The following is a 14,818-nucleotide window of genomic DNA, read 5'->3' on the forward strand; positions in this document are numbered from 1 at the left end:
GTTAAGCGCTCCCCCTCCCGCGGGTGGCCAGCCCCTCCCCCGACCCCTCCCGCAAGCGGGAGGGGAGCGCAGGCTGCGACGCTTCGGTTCTATTGCTCCCCTCCCGCTTGCGGGAGGGGCTGGGGGAGGGGCGTTGTCCGTCCGATACCTCGCTTCGAGAACGATGCACCGGCGCCATTGTCGCGATCACCCGCTCAATCTCCGCGACGACGCCCTCGAGATTCCCCAGCACGTCGTTGTTCCAAAACCGTAGCACGCGATAGCCTTTCGATTCGATACATCGCGTCCGCTGGGCATCTTCCGCCGCATTGACTGCGTGCTGCCCGCCATCGACCTCGACGACCAGCTTCAGACTGCGCGCTACGAAGTCACAGATATAAGGCGGAACTTTCACCTGACGGTTGAACCGCACCCCGCCCAGCTTCCGCGCGCTCAATGCCTGCCACAGTGCCAGTTCGGCATCCGTGGGGTTGTTTCGCAACTTGCGGGCGTAGGTACCTGCTTCCATTCCCTCCTCCGGCCCCTCCTGCAAGCGGGATGGGCGCGCAGATGGCTACCGTCAGCTAAGCGCCGCCTTCACCAGCGCACTCGCCTTGCTCATGTCGAGCTGTGCCGCGTGCCGCGCCTTCAGCTCGGCCATCACCCGGCCCATGTCCTTCATGCCGCTGGCCCCCAGCTCGGCCTTGATCGCCTCGATCGCGGCGGTCGTTTCCGCTTCGCTCATCTGGGCGGGCAGGAAGCGTTCGATCACCACGACCTCGGCCGCCTCGGCATCGGCGAGTTCCTGGCGGTTGCCCTTCACATACATGTCGATCGATTCGCGGCGCTGCTTCACCATTTTCTGCAGCACTTCCACCACCAGCGCGTCGTCGTCCGCCGGGGCGCCGCCGGTACGCGCCTCGATGTCGCGGTTCTTGATCGCGCTCTGGATCAGGCGGATCGTCGCGGTGGTATCCTTGTCCCCGCCCTTCATGGCGGTCACCAGCGCAGCCTTGATGTCGTCGCGAATCATCGTTTCTCTCGATCTTGTCCGGAAAGCCGGGGAGCATAGCCGAGGCCTGCGAAACTTAACAGATTGACGCATGGGGCCCGGGGGGGTAGCGGGCGGCCCTTAGCAACATCGCCAAAACCCAAGTCAGGAGTGCCCGCCCCAAATGGCCGACGCCAAACCCTTGTCCATGCCCGTTGGAGCCACGGGCGTTCTGGTTCTGGCGAGCGGCGAGATATTGTGGGGCCGAGGCTTTGGCGCCGAGGGCGAGGCCGTCGGCGAGGTGTGCTTCCACACCGCGATGACCGGCTATCAGGAGATCATGACCGACCCGAGCTTCGCTGGCCAGATCATCAACTTCACCTTCCCGCATATCGGCAATGTCGGCGCCAACCCTGACGATATCGAGGCCGATGATCCCCATGCGCTGGGCATGATCGTCCGCCAGGACGTGACCGAGCCGTCGAACTTCCGCAGCACCGAGCATCTCGATGCCTGGATGGCGAAGCACAGCCGCATCGGCCTGTCCGGGATCGACACCCGCGCGCTGACCCGCCGCATCCGGCTGGGCGGCGCGCCGAACGGCGTGATCGCGCACTCGAAGGAGGGCAAGTTCGACCTCGACGCGCTGCTGGAGAAGGCGCGCGGCTGGCCGGGGCTGGAGGGCATGGACCTCGCCATCACCGTCTCGTGCGAGACGCATTTCGGCTGGGAAGGCGGCGTGTGGAAGCTCGGCGCCGGCTACGACACCAGCCGCGGCGAGAGCAAGCGCCCGCAGGTCGTCGCGATCGACTATGGTTCGAAGCGCAACATCTTCCGCAACCTGGTCCAGGCCGGCGCGGACGTGACCGTGCTGCCCGCCACCGCGACCTTCGAGCAGGTGATGGCGTTCAATCCGGACGGCTTCTTCCTCTCCAACGGCCCGGGCGACCCTGCGGCGACCGGCGAGTACGCCGTGCCGGTGATCCGCCAGCTGCTCGAGACCGGCAAGCCGCTGTTCGGCATCTGCCTCGGCCACCAGCTGCTCGGCCTCGCGGTGGGTGCCCAGACCACCAAGATGTTCCAGGGCCATCGCGGCGCCAACCATCCGGTCAAGCGGCTGGAAGACGGCGCGGTGGAGATCACCAGCATGAACCACGGCTTCGCCGTCGAGCGCGAGAGCCTGCCGGCCAATGCCCGCGAGACGCATGTGTCGCTGTTCGACGGCTCCAACGCCGGCATCGAACTCACCGACCGCCCGGCGTTCAGCGTGCAATACCACCCCGAGGCCAGCCCGGGCCCGCAGGACAGCCTCTATCTGTTCGAGCGGTTCGTGGGGATGATGGCGTGAACTATTTGAGCCAGTATATCGCAGCGATCCTTTTGGATCGCGCGAAGCGGATGCCCGGTGAGGCATACGATGGCTCAGTTCGAAGGATTGTCGATCAGCTGGCAGATTCGGTTGGCTCATTCGTAACCGCCGAAGATGTTTCGCAGGCAGTCGCTATCTTGGAGCAGTTCGGCGCTGCTGAGATGGAGTACAGCCCTCTGACAGATGGCTTCTGGTCCATCGTCTACGACAACTTTAGGTATTATTTTCTGGAGGAGCATCCTCATCAGAACGATGATCCTGCGGAATATAATGCCACTCGCAGTCTGACGGCCAACTATCCGATCTTGCTGGCTTATGCCCGGAAGGGCTCGCCGTACGCAGAGGATGCTGCAGAGACTTTAAGGTCTGCTCCTAGCTCCGATTGGAAAGATTTGAGACTTAGGCCCGCGCCCGAGGACTCTCTCATCCCCGCTGCCGGGCGCCTTGTGTCATTAAACCATAATCAGCAGCGAGAAATTGAAAACGCTTCTGATGAGTTGATAGCGGCGGTCGAACGAGAAAACTCGCTAGAGGGCAGCTCCGACCTGCGTCAGTTGGTCGTAGGGCAGCTGAAGGCGGGTCGGGAACTAATCAGGGCTCAGGTTTTTCGCCTGTTTATACTTCAGCAGACTTGGGTTTCGCTTCTTAATGGCCTCATTGAGAAGTATAAAGACCAAGCAATTGCTCACGCAGCGAAAAAGCTGCTCGACCTTTTAATCGAAAGTGTGTTCAAAAGCTAATGCCCAAGCGCACCGACATCTCCTCCATCCTCGTCATCGGCGCGGGGCCGATCGTCATCGGTCAGGCGTGCGAGTTCGATTATTCGGGCACGCAGGCGATCAAGGCCCTCCGGCAAGAGGGCTATCGCATCGTCCTGGTCAATTCGAACCCGGCGACGATCATGACCGATCCCGAGCTGGCCGACGCGACCTATATCGAGCCGATCACCCCCGCGGTCGTCGCCAAGATCATCGAGAAGGAGCGGCCCGACGCCGTCCTGCCGACGATGGGCGGCCAGACCGCGCTCAACACCGCGCTCGCGCTGTTCCGCGACGGCACGCTGGAGAAGTTCGGCGTGACGATGATCGGCGCCGATGCCGATGCGATCGACAAGGCCGAGGACCGGCTGAAGTTCAAGGACGCGATGACCAAGATCGGGCTCGAAAGCGCCCGCTCGGCGATCGCGCATAGCGAGGCCGAGGCGCTGACCGCGCTCGACTATGTCGGGCTGCCGGCGATCATCCGCCCCAGCTTCACCATGGGCGGATCGGGCGGCGGCATTGCCTATAATCGCGAGGAATTCATCGCGATCGTGCGTTCGGGCCTCGACCTGTCGCCCACCACCGAGGTGCTGATCGAGGAATCGCTGCTCGGCTGGAAGGAATATGAGATGGAGGTCGTCCGGGACCGGAACGACAATGCCATCATCGTCTGCTCGATCGAGAATATCGATCCGATGGGCACGCACACCGGCGATTCGATCACCGTCGCGCCGGCGCTGACGCTTACCGACAAGGAATACCAGATCATGCGCAACGCATCGATCGCGTGCCTTCGGGAAATCGGTGTCGAAACAGGCGGTTCAAACGTGCAGTTCGCGGTCAATCCGAAGGACGGCCGCCTGATCGTGATCGAGATGAACCCGCGCGTCAGCCGCTCCTCGGCGCTGGCATCCAAGGCGACCGGCTTCCCGATCGCCAAGGTCGCGGCCAAGCTGGCGGTGGGCTATACGCTCGACGAGATCGACAACGACATCACGGGTGCCACCCCTGCGAGCTTCGAGCCGACGATCGATTATGTCGTCACCAAGATCCCGCGCTTCGCCTTCGAGAAGTTCAAGGGCGCCGAGGCGGTGCTGGGCACGGCGATGAAGTCGGTCGGCGAAGTGATGGCGATCGGTCGCTCGATCCATGAATCGATGCAGAAGGCGCTGCGCGGGCTGGAAACCGGCCTGAGCGGTTTCAACGATGTCGACCGGCTGGTCGGCGCGCCGCGCGACGTGATCGAGGCGGCGCTGGCGGTGCGCTCGCCCGACCGGCTGCTGATCGCGGCGCAGGCGCTGCGCGAAGGCTTCACCGTCAAGGAGGTGCAGCGCTTCACCAGCTATGACCCCTGGTTCCTCGAGCGGATCGCCGAGATCATCGAGGCGGAGAAGGACGTCGCCACCAACGGCCTGCCGCAGGACGCTGCCGGCATGCGCCGCCTGAAGGCGATGGGCTTCAGCGACAAGCGGCTGGCCTATCTGGCGCTGAAGTCGGTCAACCTGCGTTCCGGCAGCGAGGCCATGGCGCGCAGCTCGGGCCTGATCGGCGAGATCGCGAACGCCATCTCCGGCGGCGTGACCGAGGCGGAGGTGCGCAAGCTGCGCCACCGGCTGGGCGTGCGCCCCGTGTTCAAGCGGATCGACACCTGCGCGGCCGAGTTCGAGGCGAAGACGCCGTACATGTACTCCACCTATGAGGCGCCGAGCTTCGGCGAGCCCGAGAACGAGGCCGAGCCGAGCGACCGCCGCAAGGTGGTGATCCTCGGCGGCGGTCCGAACCGGATCGGGCAGGGGATCGAGTTCGACTATTGCTGCTGCCACGCCTGCTTCGCGCTGGCTGATGCGGGCTATGAGACGATCATGGTCAACTGCAATCCGGAGACGGTGAGCACCGACTATGACACCTCGGACCGGCTCTATTTCGAGCCCCTGACCGCCGAGGACGTGCTCGAGATCCTCGAGGTCGAGAAGTCGAAGGGCGAGCTGGTCGGCGTGATCGTCCAGTTCGGTGGCCAGACCCCGCTCAACCTCGCCAAGGCGCTGGAGGATGCGGGCATCCCGATCCTCGGCACCAGCCCCGACGCGATCGACCTGGCCGAGGACCGCGAGCGCTTCGCCGATCTCGTCGCCAAGCTGGGCCTCAAGCAGCCCGCCAACGGCATCGCCCGCAGCCGCGACGAGGCGGTGCGCGTGGCCGAGCGGATCGGCTATCCGGTGCTGATGCGGCCCAGCTATGTGCTGGGCGGCCGGGCGATGGAGATCGTCGACAGCCTCCAGCAGCTCGACGACTATATCCAGACCGCAGTGCAGGTATCGGGCGACTCGCCGGTGCTGATCGACCAGTATCTGCGCGACGCGATCGAGGTGGACGTGGACGCCATCGCCGACGGCACCGACGTGGTCGTCGCGGGCGTGCTCCAGCACATTGAGGAAGCCGGCGTCCATTCGGGCGACAGCGCCTGCTCGATCCCGCCCTACAGCCTGCCCGCCGAGATCATCGCCGAGATCGAGCGCCAGACGGTGGCGCTGGCGCGTGCGCTCAAGGTCAAGGGGCTGATGAACATCCAGTTCGCGGTCAAGGACGGCGAGGTCTATCTGATCGAGGTGAACCCGCGCGCCAGCCGCACGGTGCCGTTCGTCGCCAAGGCCATCGGCGCGCCGATCGCCAAGATCGCCAGCCGGGTGATGGCGGGCGAGAATCTGGCAGCGCTGCCGAAGATCGACCGCGACATCGACTATATCGCAGTGAAGGAAGCGGTGTTCCCATGGGCGCGCTTCCCCGGCGTCGATCCGGTGCTGTCGCCCGAGATGAAGTCGACCGGCGAAGTGATGGGCATCGACAAGGACTTCGCCACCGCCTTTGCGAAGTCGCAGCTTGGTGCGGGTACGGTGCTGCCGCAGGGCGGCACGGTGTTCGTTAGCGTGAAGGATGGCGACAAGGCCGTGGTGCTGCCGGGGGTGAAGATTCTCGCGGATCTCGGCTTCCGCATCGTCGCGACCGGCGGCACTGCCGATTTCCTCGCCGCCGAAGGGATTGCGGTCGAGCGCGTGAACAAGGTGGCGCAGGGGCGGCCGCACATCGTCGACCGAATCCAGGACGGTGACATCGCGCTGATCTTCAACACCACCGAAGGCTGGCAGTCGCTGAAGGACTCGATGAGCATCCGCGCCTCGGCGCTGGCGCAGAAGGTGCCGTATTTCACGACGGCGCCGGCAAGCGTGGCGGCGGCACGGGCGATCGCGGCGCTGCGGACGAACCCGATCGAGGTGCAGCCGATCCAGGCCTATTTCGCTTCGCGGGGGTGAGGGGGTCCCCTCCCGCGGGCGGGAGGGGAACGATTGTGGATAGGCGGGCCTTAATTGGCTTTATTTGCCCCTGCCTTGATGTTTCTTTCCCTGCACCTTACAATTCGCATTCGCACAATCGACTTCCCCAACCGATGTAAGTGTGCGGGCGTCCTGTCCATGGGACGGTCGGTTCCGGGGCGTTTTGACGAAGGATTTTGCGCGTATGGCGACGGTCGAAAAGATGCCGATGCTGGCGGAAGGCTATCAGAAGCTCACCGAAGAGCTGAAGCGCCTGAAAGCCGAGCGGCCATTGATCGTGGACGCAATCGAGGAAGCGCGCGCGCATGGCGACCTTTCCGAAAACGCCGAATATCATGCGGCGAAGGAGCGCCAGGGCCAGGTAGAGGCGTCGATCGCCGATATCGAGGACAAGCTGAGCCGCGCCCAGATCATCGACCCGAAGGAGCTTTCGGGCGACAAGATCGTGTTCGGCGCGACGGTGACGCTGCTCGACGAGGACGACAAGCCGATCCGCTACCAGATCGTCGGCCAGACCGAGGCGGATGCGAGCAAGGGCCGCATTTCGTACAATTCGCCGATCGGCCGGGCGCTGATCGGGCGCAAGGTGGACGAAGAGGTCGAAGTCTCGGTGCCCGCCGGCGACCGTTACTATCTGGTCTCGCGCATCGAATTCATCTGAGGCGGCGGTGCAACGCCTGAGCGCCACCACGGCGATCCTCGCCGTAACGGTGGTGGCGAGCGTGCTCGTCAGCCTTTCGCCCGACAGCGAGGTGCTGCAATATCTGGGCGGGTTCATCCCCGCCCGGATCAGCACCGGTGCCGGCTTTCCCGGCATGATCGCGGTGCCCGTGTGGCTGACGCCGCTCAGCGCGGCGGTGATCCACGCCGGGCTGTTCCACCTCGGCATGAACATGCTGATGCTAGGGTTCACCGGCCGCGAGACCGAGCGGGTGATCGGCGCCCAGGGCATCGTCGTGCTGTATCTGGTCGGCGCCTATGCCGCCGCGGCTGCGCAATGGGCCGCCGGGCCGATGTCGCCCGTGCCGATGATCGGCGCCAGTGGCGCGACCTCTGCCGTGGTGGGTGCCTATTCGCTCTATTTCGGACGCCAGCGGGCCAAGGCGATCGGGCCGATTCCGGCCTGGCTGGTGCATGTCGTGTGGCTGGCGCTGGCCTGGACGGGCCTCAACCTGCTGATGGGCTGGGCGTTCCTGCGCGGCGGCGTGGCGATTGCCGCTGCGGCGCATATCGGCGGGTTTCTCGCAGGCCTGCTGCTCGCGCGCCCGCTGCTGCTATGGCACTGGCGCGGGGCGTAAATTCCCCTCCCGCAAGCGGGAGGGGCGCGTAAGCGGAAGGGCTGGAGGCCCTCAGGCCGCCGACTGTTCCTGATCGGGATCGAGCAGGCGGTGCAGGTGCACGACAACATAGCGCATTTCCGCGTCATCGACGGTGCGCTGGGCGGCGGCGCGCCACGCCTTTTCGGCGCTGGCGTAATCGGGGAAGATGCCGACCACGTCGAGCTTCGACGGATCGATAAAATCAAGGGTCGTCGGATCAGCCACGCGGCCGCCGAAAACCAGGTGCAGCTTGCTCATCAGGCCTCCTGGGGGTGAGGGAACGCCGCAGCCCTTAGCGGGTCTGCGGCGGGGCTCAACCCCCTTATAGGCCGGATCAGCCCTTCGAGCCCTTCGCTGCCTCGATCACGGTACCGAACAGGGCCGAGACCTTTTCCTTGGCCTGGTCGCCGCCGGGGATCAGCGACTCGATCTGCTCGCGGCCGGCTTCGCGCGCTGCCTTTACGGCGGCGGAGGCGCCGTCGGCGATGCGGCGGCCGACCGGTTCCAGCGCCGCCCGCTCGCGTTCGAAGCGGGGCAGCAACAGGCCGATCACCACGCCCACCGCCACGCCACCGGCGATCAGCAGTGCGGGATTTTCAGTGAGCCCCTGGCCCTGATTGGCGGTTTCGCGGGAATCGCTCATGGCTTTATCCTTTTGCCTTGCTGTTCCTGTGGTCCAAACCCGCAGCGGGTTCGTCGGTTTCCGTCCTGGCGCGACCGCGAACGATGTCCGCGATCCAGCCGCGTGCGAGCAGCAGCCCGACAGCGCCGCTGGCCGCAGCGACGACCCAGGGGCGTGAGCGCACGGCACGCGCCCCTTCGCGCGCTGCATGCGCGACGCCCTGCTTCGCACTCTCCACGGCGTCCTGGGCGAGATTGGTCGGCTTCAGCCGTTCCTGCACGGTGCCCAGCGTATCGAACAGGCGGGCGCGGGCAGCAGCGGCACGCAAACGGGCGGAGGAAGGATCGGGGCGCGTCCTCACGCTTCCGTCCCCATCGCGCGCTGGAAGCCGCGGGCAGCCAGCCAGCCGAGCAAGGCTGCGACCGCCAGCAGCACCGCTACCACGATCAACGTCGCCCAGCCGGGCCCGACCAGCGTGGCAAGCGTCAACACTGCGCCCACCACCAGTGCGACGAGCGCACCAACGACGAGCACGATCGCAATGGTGCCCGCAACCAGCGCACCCCGCAGTGCCAGCAATTTCGCCTGCACCAGCGCGCGCCAATAGTCGGTTTCGGCGCGCGCATAGGCCTTGGCGTCTTCGGTGAGCTGGCCCAGCAGCGCACCGATGCCCGGCTGTTCGGTTTCCGGTTCGGTCATCCCCCCGTACTGCCTGCCTCAGCCTTCGGTCGGGGCAGGTTCAGCCGCAGGGGCCTCAGTCTTGGCCTGCGAACCGGCCTCGATGCCCGATTTGATCAGCCGCGCCATCACGAACCCCAGCGCCGCCGCCGTCCCGACGGCAATCGCCGGACTCTTGCGAACGAAATCGGTCGCGTCGGCGAGCAGGTCTTCGACTTCCTTGCCGCGCAGCGAATCGGCGAAACCGGCAATGCCGTCCGCCGCACTGCGGGCATATTGGCCATATTGCTCGCCAAGCTTGGCATCGACATCGCCGGCCGCAGTACGCATCAGATTGGCGACTTCGTCCAGCGCAGTGGTGGCGCGTTCCTTGCCTTCACCGGCAAAGGCGCGGGCGCGTTCCTTGGCCTGCTCACCCAGCTTTGCAGCTTCTTCGCGGATCGTGTCGGCGGCGCCCTTTTTCGCGCCGGTTTCGGTATCGGCCCCGGTCGCGGCGCCGGCTGCATCCTGCACCAGCGTTTCGGCCGGATTGCCCGTCGTTTCGTCTGTCATGATCAAAAACCCTCCATGCCTCGTCGAAACAACCACGGCCCCGTTTGCGAGTTCCCTGCGGAGACGCTAGAGGCACGCGCGCCTCTTCCCAGACAGTTTACGGAGAACAAGACGTGACCGCAATCATCGACGTCCACGCACGCCAGATTCTCGACAGCCGCGGCAACCCCACGGTCGAAGTCGATGTCTTGCTGGAAGACGGCAGCTTCGGCCGCGCGGCGGTGCCCTCGGGCGCTTCGACCGGCGCGCATGAAGCGGTGGAAAAGCGCGATGGCGACAAGTCGCGCTGGATGGGCAAGGGCGTCGAAGGCGCCGTCGATGCGGTGAATGGAGAGATTGCCGAGGCAGTCGTCGGCCTGGACGCAGAGGACCAGCCCGATCTCGACCGCACGATGATCGAACTCGACGGCACCGCCAACAAGGGGCGGCTGGGTGCAAACGCGATCCTGGGTGTCAGCCTGGCTGCGGCCAAGGCGGCGGCGGATGCCCGCGGCCTGCCGCTCTATCGCTATGTCGGCGGCGTCAACGCGCATGTCCTGCCGGTGCCGATGATGAACATCATCAACGGCGGTGAACATGCCGACAACCCCATCGACTTCCAGGAATTCATGATCGTGCCGATCGGCGCGGAAAACATCGTCGAGGCGGTGCGCTGCGGCTCCGAAATCTTCCACACGCTGAAGAAGAAGCTGCACGAAAAGGGCCTGGCGACCGGCGTGGGCGACGAGGGCGGCTTTGCCCCCAACATCGCCTCGACCACCGACGCCCTCGACTTCATCATGGGCTCGATCGAAGCCGCGGGTTACACGCCTGGTGACGACGTGATGATCGCGCTCGATTGCGCCGCGACCGAATTCTTCAAGGACGGCGCCTATCACATCTCGGGCGAGGGCAAGATCCTGTCGCCGGCGGAGATGGCGGGCTATCTGGCTGACCTCGTCGCGCGCTACCCGATCTTCTCGATCGAAGACGGCATGGCCGAAGATGATTTCGAAGGCTGGAAGGCGATCACCGATCTGGTCGGCGGCAAGGTCCAGCTCGTCGGCGACGATCTGTTCGTCACCAACCCGAAGCGACTCGCGATGGGCATCGAGCAGGGCCTGGCCAACTCGCTGCTGGTGAAGGTCAACCAGATCGGCACGCTGACCGAGACGCTGGAGGCGGTGAGCCTTGCGCAGCGCTCGTCCTATACTGCGGTGATGTCGCACCGTTCGGGCGAAACCGAGGATGCGACGATCGCCGACCTGGCCGTCGCCACCAATTGCGGGCAGATCAAGACCGGCAGCCTTGCCCGTTCGGACCGGCTCGCAAAGTACAACCAGCTCATCCGCATCGAGGAAGAACTGGGCGACGCTGCGATCTATGCCGGCAAGTCTGTGCTGCGTCGCGCAAAATAAGTAGCAGTACGACTCTTGATTGAAGCCGATGGTTAAGCGAAAAGTCAGGATGATGAAGCGCGTATCGCCCATGACCATGCTGCTGCGCCGTGCGGGGTTGCCCGCTGCGGTGCTGATCGCCATCGGCTTCTTTGCGTATAATGCAGTGCTGGGGCCGAACGGCATCGTTGCGGCGAAGGAGGTGCAGCGCGAGCTCGATGCGAAGAAGCGCGAGTTCGCCGCACTCGACAAGCACCGCGCCGAGCTCAAGAATCGGGTGCAGTTGCTCGATCCGAAGCATGGTGCCGATCCGGACATGGTCGAGGAGCTTGCTCGCAAGCAGCTCAACGTCGTCAGGCCGGACGAAGTGATCATCCCGCTCGACAAGAACTGAGGGGGCATAGCCCTGACCTCCCGATAGGTGTTCCCCTCCCGCGTGCGGGAGGGGCTAGGGGAGCGGCTGGAACGACGTAGCGCTGCTTCCACGTCGTTCCCTCCCCCGACCCCTCCCGCAAGCGGGAGGGGAGCGCTTACAAGGCTGGCGCGGACAGGAAATTTCCGGCCCCGCACTGCCTTGTGCACCCTGAGCGGCTTCTTTCCCCGCGCGTTAGTTGCACAGCGTGCAAAAACGCGCTTATAGGCAGCCGCCTTTCCCCCTCCCCGGACGAGGAACTCTCTATCGTGGCCAAAGCACCGGCACGCAAAGCACCGACCCCACCCGCAGTTCCGAATCGCGAGCGACCGGACGAACCGCAGCGGTTCGAGGCCTCGAAGGAGCAACTGCTCGAATTCTATCGCCAGATGCTGCTGATTCGCCGCTTCGAAGAAAAGGCGGGCCAGCTTTACGGCCTCGGCTTCATCGGCGGTTTCTGCCACCTGTATATCGGCCAGGAAGCCGTCGCTGTCGGCCTGCAGTCCGCGCTCGACGGCGACAAGGACTCGGTCATCACCGGCTATCGCGACCATGGCCACATGCTGGCCTATGGCATCGACCCCAAGGTGATCATGGCCGAACTGACCGGCCGCGGCGCGGGCATCTCGCGCGGCAAGGGCGGCTCGATGCACATGTTCTCGACCGAGAAGAAGTTCTACGGCGGTCATGGCATCGTCGGGGCGCAGGTGTCGCTCGGCACCGGCCTCGCCTTCGCGCACAAGTATAATGAGGATGGCGGCGTCGCCATGGCCTATTTCGGCGACGGCGCCGCGAACCAGGGCCAGGTGTACGAATCGTTCAACATGGCCGAGCTGTGGAAGCTCCCGATCATCTATGTGATCGAGAACAACCAGTACGCCATGGGCACCAGCGTCAACCGCTCCTCGGCCGAAGACCAGTTGTACAAGCGCGGCGAAAGCTTCCGCATCCCCGGCATCCAGGTGGATGGCATGGACGTACTTGCCTGCCGCGGTGCAGCCGAAGAGGCGCTCGCCTGGGTACGCGCCGGCAAGGGGCCGATCATCCTCGAGATGAAGACCTATCGCTATCGCGGCCACTCGATGTCCGACCCGGCCAAGTATCGCAGCCGCGAGGAAGTCCAGTCGGTCCGCGACAAGTCCGACCCGATCGAGGCGGTGAAGCGCGAACTCGAAGCGCTCGGCGTCAAGGAAGACGATCTGAAGCCGATCGACGCGGAAATCCGCAAGATCGTGAACGAGGCGGCGGACTTCGCCGAACAGACGCCGGAGCCCGATCCGGCCGAACTCTATACCGACGTGCTGGTGGAGACCTATTGAGATGGCGATCGAACTCAAGATGCCGGCGCTCTCGCCGACCATGGAAGAGGGAACGCTCGCCAAGTGGCTGGTCAAGCAGGGCGACGTGGTGAAGTCGGGTGACATCCTGGCCGAGATCGAAACCGACAAGGCGACGATGGAATTCGAAGCCGTGGACGAGGGCACGATCGCCCAGATCCTGGTCGCCGAAGGCACCGACAATGTGAAGGTCGGCACCGTGATCGCGCTGATCGCGGGCGAGGGCGAAGATGCCTCCGCCGCTGCCGCACCGGCACCCGCCAGCCAGCAGACCGAACCGACGCCCGCCCCGGTGGAAAAGGCGCCGGAGACCGGCACGACCCAGCTCACCGCCGCGGTCGAAAAGGCGCGTCCGGCCGATCCCGAAGTGCCTGCCGGCACCGAAATGGTGAAGGTCACGGTCCGCGAAGCGCTGCGCGACGCGATGGCCGAGGAAATGCGTGCCGATCCGCGCATCTTCGTGATGGGCGAGGAAGTCGCCGAATATCAGGGCGCCTACAAGGTGACGCAGGGCCTGCTCGACGAATTCGGCCCGAAGCGCGTCATCGACACGCCGATCACCGAGTACGGCTTCGCCGGCGTCGGTACCGGCGCGGCGATGGGCGGCCTGAAGCCGATCATCGAGTTCATGACGTTCAACTTCGCCATGCAGGCGATCGACCACATCATCAACTCGGCAGCCAAGACCAACTATATGTCGGGCGGCCAGATGCGGTGCCCGATCGTGTTCCGTGGCCCGAACGGGGCGGCGAGCCGCGTGGCAGCGCAGCACAGCCAGAACTATGGCCCGTGGTATGCAGCGGTGCCCGGTCTGATCGTGATCGCGCCCTATGACGCGGCCGACGCCAAGGGGCTGCTAAAGGCGGCGATCCGTTCGGAAGATCCGGTCGTATTCCTCGAAAACGAGCTGATGTACGGCCGCAGCTTCGAAATTCCGAAGCTCGACGATTATGTCCTCCCGATCGGCAAGGCGCGTATCGTCCGCGAGGGCAAGGACGTGACGCTGGTCAGCTATTCGATCGGCGTTGGTGTCGCGCTTGAAGCCGCCGAGAAGCTGGCGGCCGAAGGCATCGACGCCGAAGTGATCGACCTGCGCACGCTGCGTCCGCTCGACAAGACGACGGTGCTGGAAAGCCTGAAGAAGACCAACCGCCTTGTGGTGGTCGAGGAAGGCTGGCCGGTCTGCTCGATCGCGTCGGAAATCGCCGCCTTCGTGATGGAAGAAGGGTTCGACGACCTCGACGCGCCGGTGCTCCGCGTGACCAACGAGGACGTGCCGCTGCCCTATGCTGCGAACCTGGAAAAGATCGCGCTGGTGAATGCCGACAAGGTGGTCGCCACGGTAAAGAAGGTCACCTATCGCGGCTGACGCGGGCGACCGGTTTATGAAAAGGAAAGGGGCGCTTCGGCGCCCCTTTCTGTTTGGTCAGGCGGTGTATTTGTCGCAGGTCATCGAGGTCTGCACCGGCGACGGATTGGTGACGCCGGAGGCGAGGTCGCGATTGTCGCGGACGATGAATGACGCGGTGGCCGTAATCTTCGGCGTGGCGATGAAATAGGCCGAGACCAGCGGCTGATAGTCATAGTTGATTTCGACATACATCACCGCCGAATTGAGCGGCGCCGTCACCAGCGTCGCGCCCGATCCGATGCCGGGGAAGCCGTTGTTCGATGCGCCCATGCCGGCCGTGACGATCGAATCATACCCCGTTCCGGCGCGTTTGCCCATGCAGCGCTGCCAGTGGATCCACTGGCCGCCACCGCTGTTCGTCTCCAGGCTGGTGATCGTCACGCGCCCGCGATTGCCGATGTCCAGCTTGCCCTGCTGGATGCGCAGGCCCTGGAACACGTCATTGATGTCGAGTTCGCGGAGTTGCTGGGTGGCGAGCGCGGTGTCCACGCCGGCGCGGGAGGCGTTGTCGGCGAGCGTAAGCGCGATCTGGTTCACCCGCATCTGGACGACGCTGTAGTTCGACAGTTCGACCGCATACATGCCGAGCGGCAGGAACACCGGGAGTACCAGCGCGAATTCGAGCATCGCCACTGCGCGGCGTGCAGCGAGAAAGTCGCGGATCGACCGCAGCATGGCGCCC

17 protein-coding genes are annotated in these 14,818 nt (G+C 64.8%); 9 read left to right on the forward strand and 8 right to left on the reverse strand.

What is annotated here, in order from left to right; all coding sequences use genetic code 11:
* Window position 1 precedes the first annotated feature (1 nt).
* Both ACT53K_RS05930 and ACT53K_RS05935 read right to left on the reverse strand, forming a co-directional pair.
* Window positions 2-508, reverse strand: coding sequence for an endonuclease domain-containing protein (locus ACT53K_RS05930; RefSeq protein ID WP_476227641.1), 507 nt, complete (start codon window positions 506-508; stop codon window positions 2-4).
* 51 nt (window positions 509-559) lie between these two features.
* Entirely contained in the window at window positions 560-1,012 is a 453-nt protein-coding gene (locus tag ACT53K_RS05935) for a GatB/YqeY domain-containing protein (protein WP_476227642.1), read from the reverse strand.
* 142 nt (window positions 1,013-1,154) lie between these two features.
* On the opposite strand from ACT53K_RS05935, the gene carA reads away from it, so the two are divergent.
* The 5 genes from carA (at window position 1,155) to ACT53K_RS05960 (ending at window position 7,727) form a co-directional block, all read left to right on the forward strand.
* The gene (carA, locus tag ACT53K_RS05940; RefSeq protein ID WP_476227644.1) at window positions 1,155-2,318 is read left to right on the forward strand and encodes a glutamine-hydrolyzing carbamoyl-phosphate synthase small subunit; all 1,164 of its coding nucleotides are present in this window, start codon (window positions 1,155-1,157) and stop codon (window positions 2,316-2,318) included.
* Window positions 2,315-3,079 carry a hypothetical protein gene (locus ACT53K_RS05945; protein WP_476227645.1) on the forward strand — a complete coding sequence of 255 codons (765 nt, stop codon included), beginning with the start codon at window positions 2,315-2,317 and terminating at the stop codon, window positions 3,077-3,079. Before carA ends, ACT53K_RS05945 begins: the two co-directional genes overlap by 4 nt.
* Entirely contained in the window at window positions 3,079-6,408 is a 3,330-nt protein-coding gene (carB, locus tag ACT53K_RS05950; protein WP_476227646.1) for a carbamoyl-phosphate synthase large subunit, read from the forward strand. Before ACT53K_RS05945 ends, carB begins: the two co-directional genes overlap by 1 nt.
* Before the next feature lie 205 nt (window positions 6,409-6,613).
* Window positions 6,614-7,090 (forward strand): transcription elongation factor GreA, encoded by a 477-nt coding sequence (gene greA / locus ACT53K_RS05955; protein ID WP_476227647.1) that lies wholly within the window; start codon window positions 6,614-6,616, stop codon window positions 7,088-7,090.
* A 7-nt stretch (window positions 7,091-7,097) separates the two neighbouring features.
* Entirely contained in the window at window positions 7,098-7,727 is a 630-nt protein-coding gene (locus ACT53K_RS05960) for a rhomboid family intramembrane serine protease (protein ID WP_476227648.1), read from the forward strand.
* A 51-nt stretch (window positions 7,728-7,778) separates the two neighbouring features.
* Here ACT53K_RS05960 and ACT53K_RS05965 read toward each other — a convergent pair whose 3' ends face one another.
* The 5 genes from ACT53K_RS05965 to ACT53K_RS05985 form a co-directional block, all read right to left on the reverse strand.
* A complete protein-coding gene (locus ACT53K_RS05965) occupies window positions 7,779-8,006 on the reverse strand; it encodes a DUF4170 domain-containing protein (RefSeq protein ID WP_476227649.1) in 228 nt (75 codons plus the stop codon).
* 76 nt (window positions 8,007-8,082) lie between these two features.
* Window positions 8,083-8,391: a hypothetical protein gene (locus ACT53K_RS05970; protein ID WP_476227651.1), complete on the reverse strand. Its 309-nt coding sequence runs from the start codon at window positions 8,389-8,391 to the stop codon at window positions 8,083-8,085.
* A 4-nt stretch (window positions 8,392-8,395) separates the two neighbouring features.
* On the reverse strand, window positions 8,396-8,731 hold the full coding sequence (locus ACT53K_RS05975; RefSeq protein WP_476227652.1) for a hypothetical protein: 336 nt from the start codon (window positions 8,729-8,731) through the stop codon (window positions 8,396-8,398).
* Window positions 8,728-9,069 carry a phage holin family protein gene (locus ACT53K_RS05980; RefSeq protein WP_476227653.1) on the reverse strand — a complete coding sequence of 114 codons (342 nt, stop codon included), beginning with the start codon at window positions 9,067-9,069 and terminating at the stop codon, window positions 8,728-8,730. Before ACT53K_RS05980 ends, ACT53K_RS05975 begins: the two co-directional genes overlap by 4 nt.
* An 18-nt stretch (window positions 9,070-9,087) precedes the next feature.
* Window positions 9,088-9,600, reverse strand: a complete 513-nt coding sequence (locus ACT53K_RS05985) for a hypothetical protein (RefSeq protein ID WP_476227655.1) — start codon at window positions 9,598-9,600, stop codon at window positions 9,088-9,090.
* 113 nt (window positions 9,601-9,713) lie between these two features.
* Between ACT53K_RS05985 and eno the strand changes: the two genes are divergently transcribed.
* The 4 genes from eno to ACT53K_RS06005 all read left to right on the forward strand — a co-directional run bounded on the left by eno (window position 9,714) and on the right by ACT53K_RS06005 (window position 14,094).
* Window positions 9,714-10,997, forward strand: coding sequence for a phosphopyruvate hydratase (gene eno, locus ACT53K_RS05990; protein ID WP_476227657.1), 1,284 nt, complete (start codon window positions 9,714-9,716; stop codon window positions 10,995-10,997).
* A 52-nt stretch (window positions 10,998-11,049) separates the two neighbouring features.
* Entirely contained in the window at window positions 11,050-11,370 is a 321-nt protein-coding gene (locus ACT53K_RS05995; RefSeq protein ID WP_476227984.1) for an FtsB family cell division protein, read from the forward strand.
* 287 nt (window positions 11,371-11,657) lie between these two features.
* Complete coding sequence (pdhA, locus tag ACT53K_RS06000; RefSeq protein ID WP_476227658.1) at window positions 11,658-12,707, forward strand: pyruvate dehydrogenase (acetyl-transferring) E1 component subunit alpha; 1,050 nt, start codon at window positions 11,658-11,660, stop codon at window positions 12,705-12,707.
* A 1-nt stretch (window position 12,708) separates the two neighbouring features.
* Window positions 12,709-14,094: a pyruvate dehydrogenase complex E1 component subunit beta gene (locus ACT53K_RS06005; RefSeq protein ID WP_476227659.1), complete on the forward strand. Its 1,386-nt coding sequence runs from the start codon at window positions 12,709-12,711 to the stop codon at window positions 14,092-14,094.
* 57 nt (window positions 14,095-14,151) lie between these two features.
* Here the strand turns inward: ACT53K_RS06005 and ACT53K_RS06010 are convergent, their stop codons facing one another.
* Window positions 14,152-14,811, reverse strand: coding sequence for a TadE/TadG family type IV pilus assembly protein (locus ACT53K_RS06010; RefSeq protein ID WP_476227661.1), 660 nt, complete (start codon window positions 14,809-14,811; stop codon window positions 14,152-14,154).
* Window positions 14,812-14,818: the final 7 nt, after the last annotated feature.

The sequence above is a fragment of the Sphingomonas sp. DMC8 genome (genome assembly GCF_056314185.1).